This window comes from Corallococcus sp. AB045 (assembly GCF_003668895.1).
Classification (GTDB): domain Bacteria; phylum Myxococcota; class Myxococcia; order Myxococcales; family Myxococcaceae; genus Corallococcus; species Corallococcus coralloides.
Genome location: NZ_RAWN01000004.1, coordinates 45,920 through 69,720, shown reverse-complemented (window position 1 = coordinate 69,720; position 23,801 = coordinate 45,920). Strand labels below are relative to the sequence as shown.

At 70.3% G+C, this 23,801-nt stretch carries 23 protein-coding genes and 1 tRNA gene; 12 read left to right on the top strand and 12 right to left on the bottom strand.

What is annotated here, in order from left to right:
* The first annotated feature begins 121 nt into the window (after positions 1-121).
* From D7Y21_RS01740 to D7Y21_RS01730, 3 genes are all read left to right on the top strand, one after another.
* Positions 122-1,639 (top strand): kelch repeat-containing protein, encoded by a 1,518-nt coding sequence (locus tag D7Y21_RS01740; protein ID WP_121710830.1) that lies wholly within the window; start codon positions 122-124, stop codon positions 1,637-1,639.
* Positions 1,640-1,702: 63 nt separating this feature from the next.
* Positions 1,703-2,596 (top strand): DUF2381 family protein, encoded by an 894-nt coding sequence (locus D7Y21_RS01735; RefSeq protein WP_158627212.1) that lies wholly within the window; start codon positions 1,703-1,705, stop codon positions 2,594-2,596.
* Positions 2,597-2,607: 11 nt separating this feature from the next.
* The gene (locus D7Y21_RS01730; protein WP_120618180.1) at positions 2,608-3,099 is read left to right on the top strand and encodes a serine/threonine protein kinase; all 492 of its coding nucleotides are present in this window, start codon (positions 2,608-2,610) and stop codon (positions 3,097-3,099) included.
* 66 nt (positions 3,100-3,165) lie between these two features.
* Here D7Y21_RS01730 and D7Y21_RS01725 read toward each other — a convergent pair whose 3' ends face one another.
* Entirely contained in the window at positions 3,166-4,281 is a 1,116-nt protein-coding gene (locus tag D7Y21_RS01725) for a cell envelope biogenesis protein TolA (protein WP_121710827.1), read from the bottom strand.
* Positions 4,282-4,459: 178 nt separating this feature from the next.
* Between D7Y21_RS01725 and D7Y21_RS01720 the strand changes: the two genes are divergently transcribed.
* On the top strand, positions 4,460-5,299 hold the full coding sequence (locus D7Y21_RS01720) for a 2-oxo acid dehydrogenase subunit E2 (protein WP_121710825.1): 840 nt from the start codon (positions 4,460-4,462) through the stop codon (positions 5,297-5,299).
* 7 nt (positions 5,300-5,306) lie between these two features.
* On the opposite strand, the gene D7Y21_RS01715 is transcribed toward D7Y21_RS01720, so the two are convergent.
* Complete coding sequence (locus D7Y21_RS01715) at positions 5,307-6,212, bottom strand: AraC family transcriptional regulator (protein ID WP_121710823.1); 906 nt, start codon at positions 6,210-6,212, stop codon at positions 5,307-5,309.
* A 108-nt stretch (positions 6,213-6,320) separates the two neighbouring features.
* Here D7Y21_RS01715 and D7Y21_RS01710 point away from each other — a divergent pair, with 108 nt between their 5' ends.
* A complete protein-coding gene (locus D7Y21_RS01710) occupies positions 6,321-7,064 on the top strand; it encodes an SDR family oxidoreductase (protein ID WP_121710821.1) in 744 nt (247 codons plus the stop codon).
* 15 nt (positions 7,065-7,079) lie between these two features.
* On the opposite strand, the gene D7Y21_RS01705 is transcribed toward D7Y21_RS01710, so the two are convergent.
* Entirely contained in the window at positions 7,080-8,036 is a 957-nt protein-coding gene (locus D7Y21_RS01705) for a zinc metalloprotease HtpX (protein ID WP_120564046.1), read from the bottom strand.
* 163 nt (positions 8,037-8,199) lie between these two features.
* On the bottom strand, positions 8,200-8,619 hold the full coding sequence (locus D7Y21_RS01700) for a hypothetical protein (protein ID WP_120564047.1): 420 nt from the start codon (positions 8,617-8,619) through the stop codon (positions 8,200-8,202).
* A gap of 151 nt (positions 8,620-8,770) precedes the next feature.
* Here D7Y21_RS01700 and fni point away from each other — a divergent pair, with 151 nt between their 5' ends.
* From fni to D7Y21_RS01675, 5 genes are all read left to right on the top strand, one after another.
* Complete coding sequence (gene fni / locus D7Y21_RS01695) at positions 8,771-9,829, top strand: type 2 isopentenyl-diphosphate Delta-isomerase (RefSeq protein ID WP_121710818.1); 1,059 nt, start codon at positions 8,771-8,773, stop codon at positions 9,827-9,829.
* A 33-nt stretch (positions 9,830-9,862) separates the two neighbouring features.
* The gene (locus tag D7Y21_RS01690; protein WP_120564049.1) at positions 9,863-11,191 is read left to right on the top strand and encodes a hydroxymethylglutaryl-CoA reductase, degradative; all 1,329 of its coding nucleotides are present in this window, start codon (positions 9,863-9,865) and stop codon (positions 11,189-11,191) included.
* A gap of 106 nt (positions 11,192-11,297) precedes the next feature.
* Positions 11,298-12,236: a mevalonate kinase gene (mvk, locus tag D7Y21_RS01685; protein ID WP_121710816.1), complete on the top strand. Its 939-nt coding sequence runs from the start codon at positions 11,298-11,300 to the stop codon at positions 12,234-12,236.
* Positions 12,233-13,219: a diphosphomevalonate decarboxylase gene (gene mvaD, locus D7Y21_RS01680; protein WP_120564051.1), complete on the top strand. Its 987-nt coding sequence runs from the start codon at positions 12,233-12,235 to the stop codon at positions 13,217-13,219. The genes mvk and mvaD overlap by 4 nt, the downstream gene beginning before the upstream one ends.
* Positions 13,219-14,298, top strand: coding sequence for a mevalonate kinase (locus D7Y21_RS01675; protein ID WP_121710813.1), 1,080 nt, complete (start codon positions 13,219-13,221; stop codon positions 14,296-14,298). Before mvaD ends, D7Y21_RS01675 begins: the two co-directional genes overlap by 1 nt.
* 30 nt (positions 14,299-14,328) lie before the next feature.
* On the opposite strand, the gene D7Y21_RS01670 is transcribed toward D7Y21_RS01675, so the two are convergent.
* A complete protein-coding gene (locus tag D7Y21_RS01670; RefSeq protein ID WP_120564053.1) occupies positions 14,329-15,507 on the bottom strand; it encodes a BamA/TamA family outer membrane protein in 1,179 nt (392 codons plus the stop codon).
* A 153-nt stretch (positions 15,508-15,660) separates the two neighbouring features.
* On the opposite strand from D7Y21_RS01670, the gene D7Y21_RS01665 reads away from it, so the two are divergent.
* Both D7Y21_RS01665 and D7Y21_RS01660 read left to right on the top strand, forming a co-directional pair.
* A complete protein-coding gene (locus D7Y21_RS01665; RefSeq protein ID WP_121710857.1) occupies positions 15,661-17,253 on the top strand; it encodes an alkaline phosphatase family protein in 1,593 nt (530 codons plus the stop codon).
* Positions 17,254-17,273: 20 nt separating this feature from the next.
* The gene (locus D7Y21_RS01660) at positions 17,274-18,356 is read left to right on the top strand and encodes a lysylphosphatidylglycerol synthase transmembrane domain-containing protein (protein WP_120564054.1); all 1,083 of its coding nucleotides are present in this window, start codon (positions 17,274-17,276) and stop codon (positions 18,354-18,356) included.
* 76 nt (positions 18,357-18,432) lie between these two features.
* Here the strand turns inward: D7Y21_RS01660 and D7Y21_RS01655 are convergent.
* From D7Y21_RS01655 to D7Y21_RS01625, 7 genes are all read right to left on the bottom strand, one after another.
* A tRNA-Leu gene (locus D7Y21_RS01655) sits at positions 18,433-18,516 on the bottom strand.
* A gap of 84 nt (positions 18,517-18,600) precedes the next feature.
* Positions 18,601-18,978: a 2Fe-2S iron-sulfur cluster-binding protein gene (locus tag D7Y21_RS01650; protein WP_120564055.1), complete on the bottom strand. Its 378-nt coding sequence runs from the start codon at positions 18,976-18,978 to the stop codon at positions 18,601-18,603.
* Between the two features lie 3 nt (positions 18,979-18,981).
* Positions 18,982-20,826, bottom strand: coding sequence for a Fe-S protein assembly chaperone HscA (hscA, locus tag D7Y21_RS01645; protein ID WP_121710811.1), 1,845 nt, complete (start codon positions 20,824-20,826; stop codon positions 18,982-18,984).
* On the bottom strand, positions 20,823-21,371 hold the full coding sequence (gene hscB / locus D7Y21_RS01640) for a Fe-S protein assembly co-chaperone HscB (RefSeq protein WP_121710855.1): 549 nt from the start codon (positions 21,369-21,371) through the stop codon (positions 20,823-20,825). Before hscB ends, hscA begins: the two co-directional genes overlap by 4 nt.
* 106 nt (positions 21,372-21,477) lie before the next feature.
* Entirely contained in the window at positions 21,478-21,861 is a 384-nt protein-coding gene (locus tag D7Y21_RS01635; RefSeq protein ID WP_120564057.1) for an iron-sulfur cluster assembly accessory protein, read from the bottom strand.
* A gap of 40 nt (positions 21,862-21,901) precedes the next feature.
* Positions 21,902-22,294: a Fe-S cluster assembly scaffold IscU gene (gene iscU / locus D7Y21_RS01630; RefSeq protein ID WP_120553652.1), complete on the bottom strand. Its 393-nt coding sequence runs from the start codon at positions 22,292-22,294 to the stop codon at positions 21,902-21,904.
* A gap of 118 nt (positions 22,295-22,412) precedes the next feature.
* Positions 22,413-23,774, bottom strand: a complete 1,362-nt coding sequence (locus D7Y21_RS01625; RefSeq protein WP_233611912.1) for an IscS subfamily cysteine desulfurase — start codon at positions 23,772-23,774, stop codon at positions 22,413-22,415.
* Between the last annotated feature and the right edge of the window lie 27 nt (positions 23,775-23,801).

The window sequence follows — 23,801 nt, the reverse complement described above, 5'->3', positions numbered from 1 at the left end:
AGGAGGGGACAGGACATACGTCCTGGAGCGGGCGCATTACAGCGCAATCCCCACCGCGCCGCCTGCTTCCGGACGCCTGGACTCCACCCCTCCGGGGAGGGGGGCTGGTAGCGTCCGCCGCATGGCCCCGCGCTTCGTCCGCTCCACGCTCCTCGCCGCCGCCCTGGTGTCCCTCACCCCCGCCTGCGGGGAGAAGGAGGTCCGCCCCTCCCTGGACCTGCTCACCGCCTCCTGCGCCGGCATCCAGCCCATGGCCGGGGTGACGCACCTGCGCTTCCGCGTGACGGGCCCGGGGCTCGACACGCCTCGGGAGCGGGTGTCGACGGTGGAGTGGGCGCAGGAGGACGTGCCGGCCCTGCCGCCGGGGAGCGCGCGGGTGCTGGAGGTGCGGGCCTACGTGGGGGCACCGGGCCAGGGCGGACAGCTGGTGTCGGTGGGCCGAACGGCGCCGTTCGACGTAGCGGAGGGGCAGGCGCCCAAGGTGCGGGTGTTCTTGCGGCGGCTGGGGGAGTTCGTGCCGGTGAACCTGGCGTCGGACCCGAAGACGTGCTCGTTGCCGGCCGAAGCGCGCGCGGCGCATACGGCCACGACGCTGCCGGATGGACGGGTGTTGATCACCGGGGGCTATCTGCCCCAGCCAAATGGCTCGCGGCCCGTGTCGGGGACCACGGAGGTGTTCAACCCGGCGGACGGCACGTTCAGCGCCGGGCCGGACGTGGGTGCGAGGGCCTTCCACACGGCGTCGCTGCTGCCGGATGGCCACGTGTTCCTGGCGGGCGGCGCGGAGTCCTTCGCCCCGGTGTCATTGCAGTCCACGGCGCGCCTCGTGGACGTGGCGACGGGCGCGGTGAGTGAGCTCACGCCCAAGGTGGCGCGCTATCAGCACTCGGCTGCGGTGGATGCGGCGGGCCACGTGTTGCTGGTGGGCGGGCGTGCCGCGGAAGGGAGCGGGGTTTTCACGGCGGAGGCCTTCGACAGTGCCTCCAACCGCTTCGTTGATGTGGCTGGTGACATGCGCCGCGTCGACACGACGCTGACGGTGATGGCGGACGGAAAAACCTTCCTGATTGCGGGCGGCGCGGACACCCAGGGGCCCGTTGCGGAGGTCGTGGCCGTCGGCTTCAGTGGGACGGACCTGGAGCGCCTGACGAACGTGCCGCCCCGGCTGCGCGTGCCCCGCGTGGGCGCCGCCGTGGCGGTGCTGGGCAGGCCGGACGAGTCACCGCGCCCGCTGTTGATGGGCGGCTTCGACGACGTGGCTCCCACCCTGGACGCGCGGGCGGTGGGCGCCTCCGAGGTGCTGGAGGACGTGATGGCCGTGAGCGACGGCCCCGCGCTGATGCCCCGGAGCAATCCGTGCGCGGTGTCGCTGGCGGACGGCCGGGTGGTGGCGCTGGGCGGGCGGGGCACCGGCATCGGCACGACGTACGCGGTCCCGTGGGCGGAGTTGATCACCCCGTACGCAGGCGCGCAGCCCACCGTGCTGGGCCTGACGCTGATGCCGCAGCCGCGCGTGTGGCACACGTGCTCCGCGCTGCCGGACGGCTCCGTGCTCGTGGTGGGCGGCGTGGACGACAGCACCGGGGAGACCCGCGCCAACACCGAAGCCCTGGTGGTGATGCCGCCGCCGCGCGACTGAAGCTGCTACGCTCCAGGTCCCATGAGGGACTGTCTACCTGCCCGGTCTGCTCTGGCCCTGGCGTTGCTCCTGACGACCGCGGAGGCCATCGCGCGTGAGCAAGATGAACTCGCGATCCGCACGGTGCTGCTGTCGGAGCACCCGTCGGACTCCGCACCCACCCTCTACGTGAAGGGGAAGGTGGCCACCGTCCTCCGCTTCGAGACGTCCGTGGACCCCGCGCGGACCCGCATGCTGGCGTGGGAGGGCCGGTTCGAGCCGCTGCTCGCGGGCGGACGCAAGGTGGTCGTGGAGCCTCTCCGGGACCTGGGGGAGGACGAAGGTGTTCCCTTGTTGGTGACGCTCTCGAACGGCAAGCAGGTGCCGTTCCTGCTCAAGCCCGCGGAGGAGGGAGGGCGGAACGCGGTGGATCAACAGGTGAACGTGTTCGAGGACCCGCGCGGCTATGACGCCATGTACTCGACGCTGATGGACTCGCTCAAACAGCGTCGCGCCCTGGAGGAGGAGAACCAGCGCCTGCGGGAGGAAGAGCACTCCGCGGATCACGCGCTCGCGACGCTCCTGGCCCAGGGGAACCTCAAGCACACGCCATTCACCCGTCGCCAGGGCTGGCGCCTCAAGGAGGAGGGGGCGGACATCCTGGTGGAGGTGCTCTCCAGCAAGACGCTGCCGAAGATGGCCGTGTTGTCCACCCTGACGAACCGTGATGCGAAGAAGCCCTGGCGGATGATGGAGGCCCGGCTGTCCACGGTCTCCGGCGGTAACTCACGTGCGTTCGCGCTGCGCATGCAGCAGGAGGAGATTGCTCCGGGCGCCATGGGCCGCATCGCCGTGGTCGCTGACGACAGCGCCTTCCAGTCACCGCAGGGTCTGGAGCAACTGGCGCTGGAGTTGTTCCGGTCCGATGGCCTGTCCCAGGCCTACCTCGTCCTGGAACAGCGTTTCATCCGGGAGTAGATCGACGCGACATGAACGCACCGCGCAAGTGGTCCCCGGTTGCCCTCGTGCTGGCCCTGTCGCTGGGCTGCACCACGACCCGAGGGGGCGTGGGGCTTCATTCGGACGGGACGCCCAAGCCCGAGGACTGTCCCGAGGACGCGCTGAACACGATGCGGATCCTCCGGCTGCGCGTGGGTGACGGAGCGAATGTCACGCTCGACATCAATCAGGACGACGTCAGCCCCATCACGCTCTACGACGGCCCCGTGGAGAGCATGCTCATCTCCAGCCTCGGGCCTCTTGAAACGACCACCCGTCTCTACGGGCGGGTGTGGACCGGAGGACCCCAGGTGGTGGTCCGGTACTACGAGGCGCATCCACCCGACGGCGACAAGATTCCCATCTGCGCCGTGGCGCGGCTCTCCAAGGGGCAGTTGCGGAAGCGGCCCGACTCCAAGCCAGGAACGGCCATCCTGGAGTTCTCCTCGGCGGGCGTCGACATCGTCGAGTCCTATCGCTGAAACACGAAGGCCCCGCGTCCCGGTGAGGGGACCGCGGGGCCTCTGTGCTTCACGCCAGGGTACGGCTCAGGCGTTGGATGGCGGGGCCTCGGAGGGCTTCGCCTCGCCCTCGGTGGTGGCCGTCGGCTCGGTGGTGGCCGTCGGCTCGGTGGCGGCCGGGGCCTCCGTGGGCGTGGCCGCGGCGGTGGCGCGGGCCTCCGCTTCGGCGCGGGCGCGGGCCTGCTCGTCGCTGCGCTGGTCGCTGGCGGCGACTTCGTCCGGCGTCAGCTCCGTGCGGTCCGCGAGCATGCCCGTCTTCTTCTCCAGGTCCTTGATGGCCCGGCGAAGCAGGTCGCGCTCCAGCAGCGTGCGGTTGAGGCGCTTCTCCAGCGCCTTGTACTTGTCCTTGCCCAGGTCGGCCTCGGACTTCGTCACCGACAGGATGCGCGCGTGCGTGTCGGCGCGGCCCTTGAGCCGGCGCACTTCCTTCTCCAGCTCCGCGGCGCGCGAGCGGTCCTTGTTCGCCGCCTGCTCCAGCCGGTTCATCTTCTCGCGGTCCGCGTCGTTCAGCTCGCGGTAGCGGCGCACGGGCTCCGCCGGGGCCACGGGCGCGGGCGTCACGGCCACCGCCGCGTTCACCACGGGCTCGCTCGCGGGCGCGGCGATCTGATCCACCGGAGCCGCGGCCGGAGCATCGGCGGCGGGGACGGCGGCGGGCGCGGTCGTCTGCGCCGGGACGGCGGCGGCGGGGGCCTCACGGCGGCGGGGGCCATTGCGCGACTCGGTCTCCGCGCGCAGCCGGGAGTTCTCCGTCAGGGCCTGCGCAAGCTCCGCGCGGGTCTGCTCCAACTGCATGCTGGCGTTGCGCTCCACCTCGGCGCGGGCCTTCACCAGATCGTTCGAGCCCTTCTCGCCTTCCTTCTGCTCGAAGAGCTTGCGCTTGGTCTGCTTGAGCTGCTCCTTGACCTCCTGGAGCTGGGCGCGCTGCTCGTCCAGCTCCTTCTGCTTGCGCTGGACCTCCGATTCCGCCTTCGCGCGCGCCTTGCTCTCGGACTCCAGCTCGCCCCGGAACGACGGCGCGGAGGAGGAAGAGGAGAGCGAGGGACGGCCCGCGTTGGCACCAGCGCCGCTCTTGTCTCCGAAGAGCAGCAGACCGAGCGTCACGGCGAACCCGATCGATACAAGGATGAGTGCAACCAGCAAGGGAACGACCTCCACAGAAAGATGCAAAAAGCGGGGCAGCCTACCGCTGGGACATGGCGCGTCAAGGCTTCACTGGCAGGCAACCCGGCGGGCCCCAACCGCCGCGCTGGCCGGGCCGTGGCGCCCGCCTGCATTCCGGCTCCCCCGTCAGCGCCATCCTGGGGCACGCTCGCGCCCCATGGCGCACCTGGAGCTGAAGCCGAAGCGGGACGTGTCGAGCTTCCGCAAGCTCGCCATTGGCAGCTGGGCGACCGCGTATGACCCCACGGTCTACGGCACGCTGACGGTGCGCATGGACGCCGCGCTCGCCTGGATGGACGCCTTCCACCAGCGCACCGGTGTGCGGCTCACCGCGACCCACCTGGTCCTCAAGGCCATGGGCGAAGCGCTGCGCCGCTGTCCGGACGCCAACGCGCTCCTGCGCTACCAGCGCATCTACCTGCGACAGCGGATCACCGTGTGTGCGGTGCTCCCCGGTGCGGATCAACGCGGCCTCACTCCCGTGCGCATCGAGGACGTGGACCGCAAATCCGTGCACGCGCTGGCGCTGGAGGTGGAGTCCACCGCGGCGCGCGTGCGCGAAGGCCGGGACGCCCAGGTGGAGCAGGGCCGGAGCCTGCTCGCGCGCGTGCCGCACCTGCTGCTGCACCGCTTCACCGGGCTTGTGTCGTTCCTCACGTACACGCTGAACCTGGATCCGTCGTGGCTCGGCCTGCCCCGGGATCCGTTCGGCGCCGCGGTCGTGGTGGACGTGGGCGAGCTGGGACTGGACACGGCGTACCTGCCGCTGGCGCCCTTCACCCGCGTGCCCATCTTCCTCGCGCCCGGAGCGGTGCGCGAGGTGGCGGTGGTGGAGGAGGGGAGGGTGGTGCCAGGACACGTGATGAACATCAACGCGTCCTTCGACCACCGCTTCCTCGACGGCTACCACGCGGGCGTCATCGCCAGCACGCTGCGCGAGATGCTGGAGCACCCGGTGGAGGCCTTCGGTCCGCTCCCGGATCCATCGATGGAATAGCCCGCCGTCAACGTTGTCCGCTCCCACGAGCGAAGCGTCCGGGAGGCTGGCCCACGCGCTTGCTGAACGCCGCGGTGAAGGTGCTCGCCGAGCTGTAGCCAACACGCTCGGCCACCTCCGTGATGGTGAGCTCCTGGCCGCGAAGCAGTCCCCTCGCGACGGCCATCCGCCAGTCCAGCAGGTACTCCATGGGGGGCAGGCCCACGGTGCGCGAGAAGCGCTCGAAGAACACCGAGCGCGAGAGCGCCGCGCTCTTCGCGAGCTGCGCCACGGTCCACGGACGCGTGAGGTGGCGGTGCATCTGCCGGATCGCGGGTGCGAGCCGCGCATCCGCCAGTCCGCGGAGGAGCCCCGGAGGTGTGTCGCCACTCGGCGTGGACCGCAGCGCCTCGATGAGCAGCAACTCCACGAGCCGCGTCAGCACGAGCTCGCGCCCCGAGCGCTGTTCGCTCGTTTCGTCCCTGACGAGCTGGACCAGCGTGGAGAGCCGCTCCACGCCGCGCACGTGCACCAGGACCGGGAGCAACGACACCATCAGGGCCGCGTCCGGCGAGTCGAAGACGAAGTAACCCCCGAGCAGGCGCACGTCCGGGCGGCCGCCACGCCGGCCGTGACGCACCTCCCCCGCGGGGGCCGGGGCCACCTTGGGGTCGACACGTTCGGGCGTCACCGTCTCGAAGCCAGAAATGGTGAAGCCCGGTGTCGCCGGCAGCAGCACGAAGTCGCCCCCCTCCAGCGTGACGGCCGGTTGTCCGTCAACGGCCAGTTGGCAGCGCCCTTCGAGCACGGCACAGAAGCTGGGCTGACCGAAGTCCGAGTAACGAACACCCCATGCGCCAGCCCCGCTGATGCCCTTCGAGAAGATGGCCCTGGGCTGAAGCAGCGCGATGACTTCCGAAAGGGGGTCGGTCATGGCTGGACGATAGCAAAAGAAATACGGACTCCCCGTAGTGGAGCGTCCTGAACGCCGCCGGTACCTTCAGAACATCGACGCCGCGCGAATCGCGGCAAAGGAGACGGCATGAAGACGGTGTTCATCACGGGGTGCTCTTCCGGTTATGGACTCGAGACGGCACGCCACTTTCACGCGCAGGGCTGGAACGTGGTCGCCACCATGCGAACGCCACGGGAGGGCGTCCTCCCTTCCTCGGACCGGCTGCGCGTGGTGCCGCTCGACGTGACGAAGCCGGAGAGCATCGCCGCCGCGCTGGAGGCGAGCGGGCCCATTGACGTGCTCGTCAACAACGCGGGCATCGGGCTCATGGGCGCCTTCGAGGCCACGCCGATGGCCACGGTGCGCGAGGTGTTCGAGACCAACGTCTTCGGCGTCATGGCGATGACGCAGGCGGTGTTGCCGCAGCTTCGCGCACGCAAGTCGGGAGTCATCGTGAACGTGACCTCCAGCGCGACCCTGGCCCCCATGCCGCTGGTGGCCGTCTACACCGCGAGCAAGGTGGCCATCGAAGGGTTCACGGAGTCGCTCGCCTTCGAACTCGAGGACTTCAACCTGCGCGTGAAGCTCGTCGAGCCGGGCTATTGCCCGAGCACCCGCTTCACGAGCAACGGCACCCCCCGGATGGAGGGGCTGTTCCCCGAAGCGTATGCGCCCTACGCCCAGCGCATCTTCGCCTCGCTCGGACAGCCCTCCGCGGTGACGCGCGAGTCCGACGTGGCCGAGGCCATCTGGCGTGCCGCGAATGACACGTCGAAGACGCTCCGCTTTCCCGCCGGGCCAGACGCGGTGGCGCTGGCCCGGTCGGCGTGACCCTCCGGGAGTCTGTCAGTACGCATACTCCCAGCCGCCACGGCCGCGGGTGCCCTGGCCCATCCGCGCGCTCATCTCGCGCAGCCGGCGCACGCGCTCCGGGATGGGCGGGTGCGTGGAGAACAGCGACATCACCCCGCCGTGGTGCAGCGGGTTGACGATGAACAGGTGCGACGTCGCGGGGGCCCGGTCATACGGCATGGCCTCCGCGCCGCGCTCCATCTTCAAGAGCGCGCTCGCCAGCGCATCCGGGTCACCGCACAGCTCCGCGCCCGTGGCGTCCGCGCCGTATTCACGCGAGCGGCTCACCGCCAGCTGCAGCAGCGTGGCCGCGATGGGCGCCACCAGCAGCAGGCCCAGGTTGGACAGCGCTCCGGCCACGCCACCGTCCCTGTCGTCGTCGCCGCGGCTGAGCATGCTGCCGCCGAACCAGAAGAGCATCTGCGCCGCGTAGCTGATGATGCCCGCGAGCGTCGCCGCCACCGTGCCGATGAGCGTGTCCCGGTTGCGCACGTGGCCAATCTCGTGCGCCAGCACACCCTCCAATTCGCGCCGGTCCAGGATGTCCATGATGCCCGCCGTCACCGCGACGGCCGCGTGGCTCGGGTTGCGGCCCGTGGCGAACGCGTTCGGCTGCGCGGTGGGGAGGAGGTAGACCTTCGGCTTCGGCATGCCCGCGCGCGCGGCCAGCCGCTCCACCATCTCATGCAGCCACGGAGCCTGCTCGTAGGACAGCGGCTGCGCGCCGTGGATGGCCAGCGCGATGCGGTCGCTGAACCAGTACGAGCCGAAGTTCATCACCACCGCGAAGAGGCCCGCCATCATCAGCCCCTGCGCGCCGCCCAGCCGCTGGCCGATGACGAGCACCAGGCCCGTCAAGCCCGCCAGCAGCACGGTCGTCTTCAATGCGTTGCCCAGCCGGTGCCACCCGCCGCCCTTGAGCGCCGGTGCGGCCGGTCCTCGGGTTGTCATGTGGGGGTCACGCCGCGCCATGTTCCTCGTTCCGTGCCTTTCGCCCCGCCATGGGGGCCACACGAAACGTAAGCAGGAGCAAGGGGGCGTCAACGTAACGGGTCCAGGCTACCCCGGAGGCCCATGGCCCCGGCTGCCGCCCGTCCCAAAGGTAGTGCCGGCCTTAAAGATAGAAACGATCCGCCACGCCCGCCGTACGCTGGAGGATGGCGCTCCACCCGAGCCAGACGTCAATGCCACTGTCGCCCGCCTTCGACTCGCTCCCCAGGGCACCGAGCGAGCCCGTGCAGCCCGCCACCATGCCCAGCCCGGATTCGCGCACGTGCTCAAGCAGCGCACGCACGGTGGGCATGCCGCGCGCCTCGAAGCGGTCCGCCACGTCCTCGCGGCCGGCGAAGTCCGGCTCGTCCAGCCTGTCCAACAGGAAGCGCTCCAGGGCCCACCAGAACAGGTACACCTCCACACGTCGTCCGGCAGCCGTCGCCGCCGCCGCGATGGAGAGCCCCTGGTGCACCCGGTCGTATTCGCCACTGTGCAGGAAGACGACGACCCTGTTGTCCGGCGTGCTCACGCGGTCGCTCATACCGTCCAGAAGCCACCGCGTCCATTCACGCCCGGGGGGCGACCGGTGGGGCCCTTTGGCTTGCACCTCGGCCCTGGCGCTTGGTAGGAACCCAACGACCTTCCAGGCTTACAGGTTTTTTGCAGCGACAGCACGGGTGGCTTTCAGCGACATGGGCGACGAGACGACAGCCAGGCGGAAGGATGCCCACCTCGACCTGTGCGCGACCGGCGATGTGGAACCCGCACGGAACTCCACGCTGCTGGAGAACGTGCACCTCATCCACTGCGCCATGCCGGAGATGGCGGTGGAGGACGTGGACCTGTCCACGCCGTTCCTGGGCAAGCGCCTCCAGGCGCCGCTGCTCGTCACCGGGATGACGGGTGGCACGGACCGCGCGGGCGCGGTGAACCGGGACCTGGCGCTGCTCGCGGAGCGGCACGGCCTGGCCTTCGGTGTGGGCAGCCAGCGCGCCATGGCGGAACACCCCTCGCGCACGGCGTCGTACGCGGTGCGCGACGTGGCGCCCACGGTGGCGCTCTTGGGCAACATCGGGCTGTACCAAGCCATTGGCCTGGGCGTGGATGGCGTGCGGCGGTTGATGGACGCCATTGGCGCGGACGGCATGGCGCTGCACCTCAACGCGGGCCAGGAGCTGACGCAGCCGGAAGGCGACCGCGACTTCCGCGGCGGCTACCGCGTGGTGGAGGAGCTGGCGCGTGCCATGGGCGACCGGTTGCTGGTGAAGGAGACCGGGTGCGGCATCGGTCCGGACGTGGCGCGGCGCCTGGTGGAGCTGGGCGTGCGCAACGTGGACGTCTCCGGGCTGGGCGGCACGTCGTGGGTGCGCGTGGAGCAGCTTCGCGCGGTGGGCTCGCAGGCCCAGGTGGGCGAGGAGTTCAGCGGCTGGGGCATCCCCACCGCGGCGGCCATCGCCAGCGTGCGCAAGGCGGTGGATCCGGAGGTCCGGCTCGTGGCCAGCGGCGGGGTTCGCGGCGGGCTGGAGTCCGCGAAGGTGCTCGCGCTGGGCGCGGACCTGGCGGGCATGGCGCTGCCGCTGTTCCGGGCCCAGCAGCAGGGCGGGCTGCCGGCGGCGGAGGAGGCGCTGAAGGTCATCCTCACGGGCCTGCGCCAGGCGCTGGTGCTGACGGGCAGCCGCACCGTCGCTCAGTTGCGGCAGCGGCCTCGCGTGGTGACCGGCGCGTTGAAGGATTGGTTGGCGGCGTTGTGATGCAGGGTGGATCCCAGGTTGGGAAGGAAGAACATGTCTGACACCGTGACGTCCCGGCTCGCCGGTTTCCACAAGCTGCCCCTGGAGGAACGCCTGGCGCGCATCGGCCAGATGTTCCGGCTGACCGAGGCGGAGCTGGACCAGCTGCGCGGCGAGAACGGCCTGGACCTGTCGATCGCCAACCAGATGATTGAAAACGCGGTGGGCACCTTCTCCCTGCCGCTGGGCCTGGGCCTGAACCTCAACGTCAACGGGCGCGACTACCTGGTGCCCATGGCGGTGGAGGAGCCCTCCGTCGTGGCGGCGGTGTCGTTCGCGTCGAAGATCGTCCGCGAGTCGGGAGGCTTCATCGCGGAGGCCGACGAGTCGATGATGATCGGCCAGGTGCAGGTCTCCAACTACGGAGACCCCGGCCGCGCGTCCGAGAAGATCCTGGATGCGAAGGATGAAATCCTCGCCCTGGCCAACAGCTTCCACCCGGCCATGGTGGCCCGCGGCGGTGGCGCGAAGGACGTGGAGGTGCGCCTCCTGCCCGCGCCGGAGGGGCCGCGCGGCGAGCCGCTGCTCATCGTCCACCTGCTCATCGACGCGCAGGAGGCGATGGGGGCGAACCTCATCAACACCATGGCGGAGGGCGTGGCGCCGCTGATTGAGCAGCTGACGGGCGGCCGGGTGTACCTGCGCATCCTGTCGAACCTGGCGGACAAGCGGCTCGCGCGCGCCACGTGCCGCATCCCGCTGCCGCTGCTGGCGGACTTCGGCCTGCCGGGCGAGGTCATCGCCGAGGGCATCGCGCAGGCGAGCCGCTTCGCGGAAGCCGACCCGTACCGCGCCGCCACGCACAACAAGGGCGTGATGAACGGCATCGACGCGGTGGCCATCGCCACGGGGCAGGACTGGCGCTCCATCGAGGCCGGTGCCCACGCGTTCGCGTGCCGCAAGGGGCAGTACCGCCCGCTGTCCACCTGGTACCTGGAGGAAGGGCACCTGGTGGGCCGCATCGAGCTGCCGCTGGCGCTGGGGCTGGTGGGCGGCCCCATCAAGATCCACCCGGGTGCGCAGGTGGCGCTCAAGCTGATGCGCGCCACCAGCGTGCGTGAGCTGTCCATGGTGTTCGCGGCGGTGGGCCTGGCGCAGAACTTCGCGGCGCTCCGCGCCCTGGGCTCCGTGGGCATCCAGAAGGGCCACATGGCCATGCACGCGCGCAGCGTCGCCGTCACGGCGGGCGCGCGCGGCGGGGACGTGGAGAAGGTGGCCAACCTGCTGGTGAAGGCCGGGCACGTGAAGGTGGAGAAGGCGCGGGAGATCCTCGCGAGCCTGCCGCCGGAGACGCCCGCCGTCGCCACCCTCACCAACGGCTGACGTCCGCCCCCGGGCGCTCTCCTCGTGGGAGCGCTTGACGGGGCAGGGCGGGGCGCGGAATGAAGGCGCCCGCCCCCTTCGCGTGCCTGGTGCCATGACTTCCGCAATGAATCCCCTGGTCGCCTTCGGTGCTGGCAAGGTCATCCTGCTGGGCGAGCACAGCGTGGTGTACGGCTACCCCGCCATCGCCGGCCCGCTGACCATCGGCGTGGTGGCGCGCGGTGGGCCTTCGCGCTCGTGCGTGCTGGACGTGCCGGTGACGGCGGACGCGGCGCAGAAGCGGATGATGCGCAAGGCCTTCGCGCGGGCGGCGAAGCTCGTGGGCGAGCCGAAGGTGAAGGTTACCCTGGAGCCGCAGCTGCCCCTGTCCGCGGGGCTGGGCAGCTCCGCGGCGCTGGCGGTGGCCACGTCGCGCGTGCTGCTGCAGGCGGCGGGGCAGGCGCCCACGGCGAAGGCGACGGCGCGGCTGGCGTGGGAGATGGAGCAGGAGTTCCACGGCACTCCGTCCGGCGTGGACCACACCACGAGCGCCGAGGAGAAGCTCATCCTCTACCGGCGGGTGCAGGCGCCGGCGGGTGTCACGGGCCGCGCGCGCGAATTGAAGAGTCCGCGGCCGGTGTCGGTGGTGGTGGCGCTGGCGGGCGCGCGCAGTCCCACGAAGCTGACGGTGGGGGCGCTGCGCGAGCGGCAGGCGCGGTGGCCGGAGCGCTACAAGCGGCTCTTCGGTCAGGTGGGGAGGCTCGTCACCGAGGCGGCGAAGACGGTGGAGGCGGGCGACCTGGAGGGGCTGGGGGACGCGATGAACGTCAACCAGGGCCTCCTGAACGCGCTGGGGCTGTCGTCACCAGCGTTGGAGGACATGGTGTTCCGGCTGCGCTCGCTGGGCGCGCTGGGGGCCAAATTCACCGGGGCGGGAGGTGACGGTGGCGCGGTCATCGGCCTCTTCCCCGAACCGGAGCCCGTGGTCGCGCAACTGACGCGCGACGGCGTGCGCTGCTTCGCGAGTCAGCTCGCGGGGCCGCGGGTCCAGGGAGACATTCCATGAAGGCAACGGTCCGGGCGCATCCCAACATTGCGCTCGTGAAGTACTGGGGAAAGCGCGACGAGGCGCTCATCCTTCCGCACCAGTCCAGCCTGTCGCTGACGCTGGCCCCCATCCACGTGACGACGACGGTGGAGTTCGGCGCGCCGTCGGACACGGTGGAGCTGCACGGCCACGTGGCCAAGGGCAGCGAGCGCGACCGAGTGCTGCGCCTGCTGGACGCGGTGCGAGTGCAGGCGGGGCGCGACCTGGGGCCCGCGAAGGTGGTGTCGCGCGGGGACTTCCCGATGGCGGCGGGTCTGGCCAGCAGCGCGGCGGGCTTCGCGGCGCTGGCGGTGGCGGGGCGCGCGGCGGCGGGGCTTCCCCAGGACACGCGAGCGTCCAGCATCCTGGCGCGGCGGGGCAGCGGCTCCGCGTGCCGCAGCGTGCAGGGCGGCTTCTGCGAGTGGATGCGCGGCGAGCGTGAGGACGGCGAGGACAGCTACGCCGTGCAGCGCTTCGACGCGGGGCACTGGGCGGACCTGCGCATGGTGGTGGCCATCCTCGACCGCGGCGAGAAGGAGGTGAAGTCGCGGGACGGGATGAAGAACACGGTGGAGACGAGCCCCTACTATCCGGCGTGGGTGAAGGACGCGGAGGCGGAAGTCCCCCGCGCCCGGGAGCTCATCGCGAAGAAGGACCTGGAGGCGCTGGGCGAGCTGTGCGAGCGCAACGCGTGGCGCATGCACTGCACGACGCTCTCGGCGGATCCGCCGCTCTCCTACCTGAGCCCGGCGACGCTGGGGCTCATCCAGCACCTGCGCGAGCAGCGCAAGAAGGGCGTGCCGGTGTGGTTCACGCTCGACGCGGGGCCGAACCCGGTGCTGCTGACGACCGCGGCCCACGAGGTCGCGGCGGAGGCCCTGGCCCGCGCCTGCGGCGCCGTGGACGTGGTGCGCTGCGTGCCCGGCGGTGACGCGACGCTGCTCACCGAGCACCTGTTCTGATGGACCGAGCGCTCTCCGCCCCGGGCAAGCTGTTCATCTCCGGTGAGTACGCCGTGCTGTGGGGCGGCGTGTCGCGCCTCGCGGCCGTGGCGCCACGCACGGCCGCCTATGTGCGCAGGCGTCAGGACTCGCGCGTGCACATCTGCCTGGAGGAGGGGACGCTCCAGGGGCTCACCACGCCCCGGGGTGTGAAGTGGGACCGCGAAGTGCCCGCGGGTTTCTCCTTCGTCGCCCGCACGCTGGATGAAGCCCTGCGTGCGCACGGCCGCGCGAGCGTGGGCTTCGACGTGGCGGTGGCTCCGGGTGCGCTCGGCCCGGGTGGCCACAAGCTGGGCATTGGAGGCAGCGCGTCCGCGACGGTGCTCGCCGCGGAGGCCGCGCGCTTCGTGCTGGAGGAGAAGTTCGACGTCCTGAAGCTCGCCCTCACCGCGCACACGCTGGGGCAGGGCGGCAAGGGCAGCGGCGGCGACGTGGCCACGAGCTTCGCGGGCGGGGCCGTGCGCTACCGGCGCTACGACATCACCGCGCTCGCGGACGCCGCCAACACCGGCCGCTTCAACGCCGCGCTCGCCGAGTCCCCACCCGTGGACCTCTGGCGCATGCCCGTGCCGCGCGTGTCCATGCTCTACGCCTTCACCGGTGAGAGCGCGTCCACGAAGCTCCTCATCGGCCAGGTGGAAGCCCGCCTCGCGGACGCAGGCCGCAAGGCCTTCGTGGAGCGCTCGGATGCGTTGGGCCATGCGATTGAGAACGGTCTGGGTGGCGGCGACTTCCGTGCCTTCGCCGAAGCCGTGAAGGCCCAGCACGCGCTGCTCCTGGAGCTGGGCCCGCTGGAGACAGAAGGCATGCGCCGCGTGCTGGCCATCGCCGCGTCGTACCACTGCGCGGGCAAGCTCTCCGGCGCGGGCGGCGGTGACGGCTGCATCCTCTTCGCCCCGGACGCACAGGCGCGCGAAGAGCTGCGCGAGGGCCTGGAGTCGCGCGGCTTCCTCACGCTGACGCTGGACGTGGAGCAGGGCGTGCGCGGCGAAGCGCAGACGGATGCGCGGCTTCGTGGCTGGGTGGACGCGCTCACGTGAAATCAGCGCGGCGCGCGCCCGGGCCCGCCGTTAGAACATGTGACCGAACGTGATGTAGAAGCGCTGACGGCCCGTCTCGGTGGAGCGCGCGTAGTCCATGCGCACCACGGCCGCGCGGCGCGAGAAGCGCAGGCCGCCGCCGATGCCCGGGTGCCACTCATGCCACTTGCCGTCCGTCACACCCGGATGCCACACGCGGCCCAGGTCCAGGAACACCACCGCGCCCAGCGTCAGCGGCTGCCCGAAGAAGCCCATCCGCGCCGCCTGGAAGCGCAGCTCCGAGTTGCTGAACGCCTTCACGTTGCCGGCGAAGCGGTTGCGCTCGATGCCGCGCACGCTGCTCATGCCGCCAATGCCCTCGGACACGTTGACGCCGCCCGTGGTCATCCACTCGAAGAACGGCACCTCCCCGAAGAGCATGTCCAACGTGAGCCGCTGCGCGAAGACGAGCCGCGGGGTGATGCGGATGTAGCGGCGCTCGCTCAGCGTCACGCCCGCGTACTGGTAGCGGCTGAAGGTGGCCAGGCCCGACACACGCAGCGCTATCTCCTCCACACCGCCGGACGTGGGGTCGGACTCGTCGTCGCGCGTGTCCCAGAGCGCGCCCGCGAGCAGCTGCCCGCTGGGCCCACCCTCGATGCCGATGGGCTTCTCCTGCGCCAGGATGGACGTCGCGTAGGGTGACACGCTCGTGTAGCGCCAGCCGTAGCCCACGTACGACTGGAACGGGTGCTTCTCACCGAAGGGCCGCCCGCGCAGACGCACCCAGAGGCCCGGTGAGCCCTTGTCGTAGTTGTACTTCTGGTCATCCACGTCACCCCGGAAGTCCGGGGCGGACAGGTTGCCCGCGCCGAAGAAGGGGCTGCTCTTCTCCTGGCGGTACTCCAGCCGTCCCTCCAAACGCAGGGGCCCCAGCAACTGCGGGCCGTCGTAACGGAGGTAATGATTCATGGCGCCGCGCGCGGTGAAGAACACCTGCGCGGACAGGGCATGCGCGTAGGGCGTCTTCGTGCCGTCGCCATAGAGGTACATGCCGCCGACAGCGCCGTAGCCGAAGCCCTGATCCGAGCTGAAGGACACGAGCGGCAGCGCGATGCCGTCCATCGTCGGCGTCCGCTTCACCGGCACGAGCCCGGGCGCGGAGCGGCCTGCCGCCACGGCGCTCAGCGACAGCAGCATGAAGAAGAGGAAGACGACTGGAGCCAGCATCGAAACCCCGTGAAGCCCCGAGGGGGCGCATCGATTCCAGCCCGGGACAGCCAGCTCATCCGCCCGCCTGCTCTCCAAGAGAGCAACACGGCCCCGGAAGCTCCTGTCCCCCTGAATGCCCATTTTGCCTTGGGGGATGGGGGAGCCGTCAACGTGCGCGAAAGTCTCAACGAGCTCGTCAGCGAGAATTCACGAAACTGGGCGAATACCCTCGTCCGGAGGATTGGATCGAAAGTTCCGCCCGTGGCGGCGCGTCGGCCTCGGAACGCTCTGCTCGTCCACCTGGACGGTGTGCCCAAGGCGCTGCTCGACGAGGCCATTGTCACAGGGCGCATGCCCTTTGTTTCACAGTTGGTCCGCTCTGGCGCGTATCACCTGGAGAACGCATTCTGGGGCGCGCCCACGTCCACGCCGTTCTTCCAGGCGGGGCTGCTCTACGGGCTGCAACACCCGAACCTGCCGGGCTACAGCTGGTACGACCGGGCGCTCGGCCGCAAGGTGCAGATGAACACCCCGGGCGACGCGATGGCCATCGACGCGCGCCTGCGAGGCCACGGCCGCACGAGCCTGTTGGACCACGGCGGCCACACGTACTTCTCGCTCTTCCACGCGGGCGCCATGAACCGCATGTGCATGAGCACGCTGTCGAGCTTCAAGCTCATGGCGCGCTCGTTCGCGTACGAGCTTCAGGGCCTGGGGTCGGCGCGCACGAAGGGCGCGTGGGACTTCCTGCGTTCCTTCGGCATGGAGTCCTGGCAGGCCGCGCGCGAGGTGCGCCAGTGGGCGCGCTCGCTCAATGACTGGCGCCACGAGCAGGGTTTCCTCGTCAGCCGCATCCTCCTCCAGCGGTTGGGCTGGAGCTTCGCGTACACCAAGTCCCTGGTGGACATGGTGCGCGGCGTGCCGCTCATCTACCTGGTCTACGGCAACTACGATGAAGTGGCCCACCGCCGGGGCCCGCGCTCGGAGCTGGCGATGCAGGAGCTGCACCGCGTGGACGCGTCGCTGGCGGGGCTGTTCGCCGTGGCCCGCGCCGCGCCGGAGCCCTACGACGTCATCTTCCTGTCGGATCACGGCCACGTGGACAGCCTGCCCCTGGAGCAGCGCCAGGGCCGGCGCCTGGAGGCCGTCCTCTTCGAGGGCGAGGTGCCTCCGCTGCGCGCCGACGTACACCGCGGCCTGCTGGACGGGCGCCAGCCTCCCGCCCCGGACACCGCCGCGCGCGAGCCCTTCATCCCGGTGGTGGTGGAGGCCGGCAACTTCGCCCACGTCTACCTGAGCGGCCGTCCCGCGCCGCTGGAGGCGCGCGAGCTGCTGGCGCGGCATCCGGAGGTGCTGGCCCGGGCCACGAACAACCCGGACATCGGCATGGTGGCGATGCGCCGGGGCGCGGAGGCGGTGGTGGTGATGGGCGGGGGCGTCTACGGCCCGGAGGACCTGGACCGCGCGCCGCTCACCACCGAGTACAGCAAGCGCGCCGTGGCGGACTTCCTCCACGGACTGCCGCGCATGGACACCGCGGGGGACCTGGTCCTCTTCGGTGATGCCGTGCAGAAGGGCGGCACGGTGGGCTTCGCGTGGGAGTTCGGCTCGCACGGCGGCTTGACGCGCGTGGAGTCCGACAGCCTGGTGATGTGGCCCGCGAACGGCCCGGTGGACCTGTCTGGCCTCAGCCACTGCGCGCGGCTGCACGAGCGCCTGGCGGAGGCCTACCTGGACACCGGCTCACCGCGGATTCTCCATTGAAACCGAGGAAGGGGAGGACCATGCGGCTTCCCAACGCCGGTGGACGCACGTGGCTCAAGGTGCTGGGCGGAGTGGTGGGGCTCGTCCTGTCCCTGCTCCTGCTCTCCACCGCGTTCTTCAAGTGGAACCTGAGCGGATCCGGGGACCTGCTGACGCCGCGCTTCCCCCTGGACAAGTTCGTCCGTGACCTGCCGGGGCACCTGGTGTGGCTGGTGCCGTTCATGCTGCTGCAGGCGTCGCTGGTGCCGCTCCGGGCGGTGCAGTGGCAGGCCACGCTGCGCAAGCCCATCCCGTTCAAGGACCGCTTCCAGCTGGTGGGCATTGGCGCCTTCGTGCACAACGCGCTGCCGGGGAAGCTGGGCGAGGTGACGCGCTCCTTCCTCCTGTCGCGCACGCACAACATTCCCTTCATCCGGAGCCTGGGCTCCGTGGGCGTGTGCAAGCTGATGGAGTTCGCCTGCCTGATGCTGCTGGTGGCCCTGTCCTTCCTGGGCCCCTTCGGCGAAACCATGGCCCACTTCCGGACGGAGCTGCACGTGGCGCTGTCGCTGTGCATCGGCCTGGTGGCGCTGGTGGTGCTGCTGGCCCACTGGGCGGCGCCCCTGGGCCGCTGGCTGCACCAGCGTCACACCATGCCCCGCGTGGACAGCTTCCTGAATCACGTGGGCGAGGGCCTGGGCACCGCGCGCTCCTTCAAGGGCATGGCGAAGGTGTTCTTCTTCTCCATCTTCCCGGTGTTCGCCTCCGCGCTGGCGTACGGCCTGGCGCTGCACGGCGTCCACATCCCCGGGGGCCTCTTCGCGGGCGCCGTCGTGCTGGGCGCCATCTCCCTGGGGCAGTCGTTGCCGGGCGTCCCGGCGGGCATGGGCATCTACTACTTCGTCACCAGTTGGGCGGCGCGCGCGCTGGGCTCCCACCCGGAGGACGCGGCGGCCTTCGCCACGCTCACCCACCTGGGCACCGTCATCAGCCAGGTGGCCGTGGGCGCCTGGTGCGTGCACCGCTCCAAGCTGCGGATCCGCGACCTGCGCAAGGGCGGCCGGCTGGCCAACGCCGCCGCGCACCACGTGGCGCATGAGTCCGTGGAACCCGCGCCACCCTGAGCCGCCCGTGCGAAGAGGGCAGGGCCGGAAAACAAAAAGGGCCCCGACTTGTGGTCGGGGCCCTTCGATTACTTCATGCCCAGGAGAGGACTCGAACCTCCATGCCCTTGCAGGCGCTAGACCCTGAATCTAGTGTGTCTACCAATTCCACCACCTGGGCAGGTGGCTCGCGGTGCCTTGCGGCGCCGCGATGGGCGAGACGTATAGAGAACCTCCCCCGCCCGGTCAAGCATCCTTTTTCAGGCTACTTCTTCAGCGGCCAGCGGCCCTCGGACTCGAGCTTGCGGCGGATGGCCGGGTTCTCGTCCATGAAGGCGACCAGCGACTCTTCGGTGATCTCCACCGTGACGTCCTCGCCGCCGACCTCCGTCTGGCAGGACAGGCGGGAGTACGGCCGGACGTCGAAGCCCATGTCCAGGCGGTCCATCTCGTCGTCACGCTGCTCGCTCAGCGAGTCCAGGCCCTTGCGGATCCAGACATGGCAGGTGGAGCACCCGCACACGCCGCCGCAGCTGTGGCCCACCTGGGCCTCGCCCTTCTCCGCGGCGTCCAGCAGGGTGGTGCCTTGGGGCACGTCCACGGCGACCTCGGCCAGGGGGCTCTTGAAGGTGACCTTGGGCACGGCTCAGTACTCCTCCACGGAATGGCCGGACACCACCTGGGTGATGGCGTGGTTCATGACCCGTTCGATGAAGGCCCGGGACGCCTCGTCCAGCGCGTGCAGGGCCTCCTTCACGGCCAGGTAGTCCTTGCCCTGCGCGGCTTCGCGCACGCGAGCCATGGCGGCCTGGATGGCCTCCGGCTCGCCGGCCTGGAGCAGCGTGGCGTTCTCGCGCAGCTGGCGGTCGGCCTCGGAGAGGACGCGCTCGGCCTCCACCTGCTGCTCGCGCAGCTGGCGGGCCTGGATGTCGTCCTCCGCGAAGTCGATGGAGTCGAGGAGCATCTTCTCGATCTCCTCCTCCGTCAGGCCATGGCTGGGCTTCACGGTGATGGCCTGAGCCACGCCGGTGCTCTGCTCCTTCGCGGTGACGGACAGGATGCCGTCCGCGTCCACCTGGAAGCGCACCTCCACGCGGGCCATGCCGGCCGCCATGGTGGGGATGCCGGAGAGCGTGAAGCGCGCGAGGCTGCGGTTGTCCTGCACCAGCTCGCGCTCGCCCTGCACCACGTGCACGTCCAGGCCCGTCTGCCCGTCCTTGAACGTGGTGAACACCTGCGCCGCCGCCGTGGGGATGGTGGAGTTGCGGGGGATCAGCTTCTCCGTGATGCCGCCCATCGTCTCCAGGCCCAGCGACAGGGGGATGACGTCCAGCAGCAGCACCTCGTCCTGGCGGTCGCCGTCGGTGAGGAGGCTCGCCTGCACTGCCGCGCCCAGCGCCACGACCTGATCCGGATCGATGTCGCCCAGGGGCTCGCGGCCGAACAGCTCCGCCACGAAGCGGCGCACCGCGGGCACTCGCGTGGAGCCGCCCACCAGGATGACGCCGTCCAGCTCGCCCGCCGCCACGCCCGCGTCCTTCAGGGCCCGCCGGCACACCGTGCCTGTCTTCGCCACGAGCGGCTGGATCCACGCCTCGAAGTCCGCGCGGGACAGCGGCTGCGAATGGCCCTCCACGCTGAGCGTGACCTCCGCCGCGTCGGTGAGCGCCTCCTTCGCCTTTCGAGCGGCGACCATCAGCTCCGCCACCTGCGCGGGAGTGGGGGCCTGGACGCCCCGCTTCTGGAGCACGTGCTGCGCGATGGCGCGGTCGAAGTCGTCGCCGCCCAGCGCGGAGTCACCGCCGGTGGACTTCACCTCGAAGACGCCGTCCTCCAGCTTGAGGATGGAGATGTCGAACGTGCCGCCGCCCAAATCGTAGACGGCGAACATCCCCTGGCTGCCCTTGTCCAGGCCGTACGCCAGCGCGGCGGCGGTGGGCTCGTTGAGCAGGCGCAGGACTTCCAGTCCCGCGAGCTTCCCCGCGTCGCGGGTGGCCTGGCGCTGGGCGTCGTCGAAGTAGGCGGGCACGGTGATGACGGCCTGCTCCACCTTGCCGGAGAAGTGCGCCTCCGCGCGGCGCTTCAGGGCGCGCAGGATTTCGCCCGACACTTCAATGGGCGTCACCGGCTGGCCACCGGCCACGTTGAAGCGCACCACGTTGGCGCCGGGGGCGAAGTCGTAGTGGCCCAGCTTGCGCGTCTCCGGGTCGTCCGGGCTGCGGCCCATGAAGCGCTTCACCGACACGATGGTGTCCGTGGGGGCCTCGGCCGCGAGCTTGCGCGCGCGGGCGCCCACCACCACTCCGCCGTCCCTACCGTAGTGCACGACCGATGCGAGCAGCAGCGAGTCGCCATCGTCCACCGGAACGCACCGGGGCTTGCCCTGGGACACGGACGCCACCAGCGAGTGGGTGGTCCCCAGGTCGATGCCCACCACGTGGCCCTTCGGCTTGAGCGGGTCGTGGATCTGCAGATAGCCGTTGTTGCTCACGCGAGCACCTCCTCCTCGAACGCGTCCACCTGCTCGAGGAAGCGCGTGAAGTAGCGCACCCGCCCCAGCGCGTGCGATGCCTTTCTCACCCCGTCCGGAGAATCCCCGGCGCCCTCCAGCGTACCGAGCTCCGCCACGGCCTCCTGGAGGGCCGCCGCCTTGCGGCCCGCCACGTCCTTCGCCATGGCCTGGGCCTTCGGCAGGTCCCTGGCCGCGATGGCTTCATCCAAAGCCTCGCGCAGCTCCATGACCTCCTCCAGGAACTCCAGGGGCATGTCCTTCTGGGCGCCCGCGTCCTCGCGGTCCAGGTCCACGCCGTGGAGCTTGAGCAGGTAGAAGGCGCGGCGCACCGGGTCCTTCAGCGTCTTGAAGGCCCCGTTGAGGGCGGTGGTGCCCTCCACGGCAGCCAGGCGCGCCTTCGCGTCACCGGGTCCGACGCGGTCCGGATGCAGCTGGAGCGACAGCTCCCGGTACTGCTTCTCCAGGGCCGGCACGTCCACGGCGTGGGAGCGGGGCAGCCCGAACACGTCGAAGTGGGTCCTCACGGTGCGCACATCCTCATGGGGAAAACGAAAAAGGGGCCCGGCACCGGGCCGGACCCCTGCTGCCCGCTCCCTGACCGACGGGGCGGGCGGGAAGGCCACTTCAGGCTCAGACGGAGAAGCTCTCTCCGCAGCCGCAGGCGGCCTTGATGTTGGGGTTGTTCAGCTTGAAGCCGGACGCCATCAGCGTCTGCTCGAACACCAGCTCCGTGCCGATGAGGTACAGGTAGCTCTTCGGGTCCACGAAGACGCGCACGCCGTCGCGCTCGAAGACCTTGTCGCGCTCGCGGGACTTCTCCGACCACTCCATGGAGTACTGGAGGCCGGAGCACCCGCCGCCCTTCACGGCGATGCGCAGACCGGCGTCCGGCGTCTGCCGTTCCGCCAGAAGCTGTTTGAGGCGCGCCACCGCGCTGTCCGCCAGGCCAATGCCCTTGGGGGCCGGCTTGGGGGGCGTCTGAGGGGCCTGGGTCGTCTGGGCCTGCTCGTTCATGGGGTCGTCCTCAATCCTGGAAGAGGTGCCGCGCGGGACTTCAGGCCTGCCGCGACGCGCGCTTCTTCTTGAAGTCTTCGATGGCCGCCTTGATGGCGTCCTCGGCCAGCACGGAGCAGTGGATCTTCACCGGGGGCAGCGCCAGCTCCCGGGCCACGTCCTTGTTGGAGATGGTCATGGCCTGATCCACCGTCTTGCCCTTCACCCACTCGGTGACGAGCGAGCTGGACGCGATGGCGGAGCCGCAGCCGAAGGTCTTGAACCGCGCGTCCTCAATCACGCCCGAGTCGCTGATCTTCAGCTGGAGGCGCATCACGTCGCCGCAGGCGGGGGCGCCCACGAGGCCGGTGCCGACGTTCGGGTCGTTCTTGTCGAGCGTCCCCACGTTGCGGGGGTTCTCGTAGTGCTCGATGACCTTCTCGCTGTAAGCCATGCGTCTCACGCTCCTTCTGCACAACGCTTGAACTGATGCGCTTCGGAGACAACCGATGCGCGGCCGGGCGGGCGGGGGCTTCCGTGCCCGGCGGGAAGTCTTGAGGGGAGGGGAGCGCTTAGTGGGCGGTCCACTCGATGCTCTTGAGGTCGATGCCTTCCTTGGCCATCTCGTACAAGGGGCTCATGTCTCGCAACTTGCGGACTTTGTCCACCACGAGGCGGATGACGAAGTCGACCTCCTCCTCCGTGTTGAAGCGGCCCAGGCCGAAGCGGATGGAGCTGTGCGCCATGTCCTCTTCGACCCCCAGCGCGCGCAGCACGTAGGAGGGCTCCAGCGACGCGGACGTGCACGCGGAGCCGGACGACACCGCGACGTCCTTGATGGACATCATCAGGGCCTCGCCCTCCACGTAGGAGAAGGAGATGTTGAGGCTGCCCGGCATGCGGTGCTCCAGGCTGCCGTTCACCGTCACCATGTCCAGCTGCTCCATGATGCCGGTGCGCAGCCGCTCACGCAGGCGGAACAGGCGCGCCGCTTCCTCCGGCAGGTCCTGCCGCGCCACCTCCGCCGCCGCGCCGAAGCCGACGATGGACGCCACGTTCAGCGTGCCGCTGCGCATGCCGCGCTCGTGACCGCCGCCGTCCACCATGGGCGCGATGCGCACGCGCGGCTTGCGGCGCACGTAGAGGGCGCCCACGCCCTTGGGGCCGTACATCTTGTGCGCGCTGATGGAGGCCAGGTCGACGTTCATCTTCTCCACGTCGAAGGGCACCTTGCCCACGCCCTGCACCGCGTCGCAGTGGAAGAGGACGCCCTTCTCACGGCACAGCTTGCCAATCTCCGCCACCGGCTGGACCACGCCGATCTCGTTGTTGGCGAACATGATGGAGACGAGCACCGTCTTGGGCGTCATCGCCGCGGCCAGCTTCTCCAGGCTCACGCGGCCGTCCTTCTCCACGTCCAGGTAGGTGACGCGCGCGCCGCCCGTGGGCATCTCCGCCCACTTCTTGTACGTGTCGTCCGCGTCCAGGTTGAACTTCGCGGCCAGCTCGGGGACTTCTTCCGGCGTGACGTCGCGCTCGGCCAGCTGGCCCAGGCGCAGGAGCTTGAGCTCGTCCAGGCGCTCCTGGCGTACGCGCTCCAGGCGCTTGCAGGTGTCCAGGACGGCCTTGTGCTCCGTCTTCAGGGTGATGATGTGGTCGCCCTTGGACTTGTAGAACTCGATGACGCCCTTGATGGCCAGGTTGTCGGACTCGGTGGCGCCGGAGGTGAAGACGATCTCCTTCTCCGACGCGCCGATGAGGTCCGCCACCTGCCGGCGCGCCTTCTCCACCGCGGCCTCGGCCTTCCAGCCGAACGCGTGATTGCGGCTGGCCGCGTTGCCGAAGTCCTCGCGGAGGTAGGGCAACATCGCCTCCAGCACCCGCGGGTCGAGCGGGGTGGTCGCGTGGTTGTCCATGTAGATGGGCAGGCTCAGCATGAAGTCCTCAGGAAGAAGTGACGC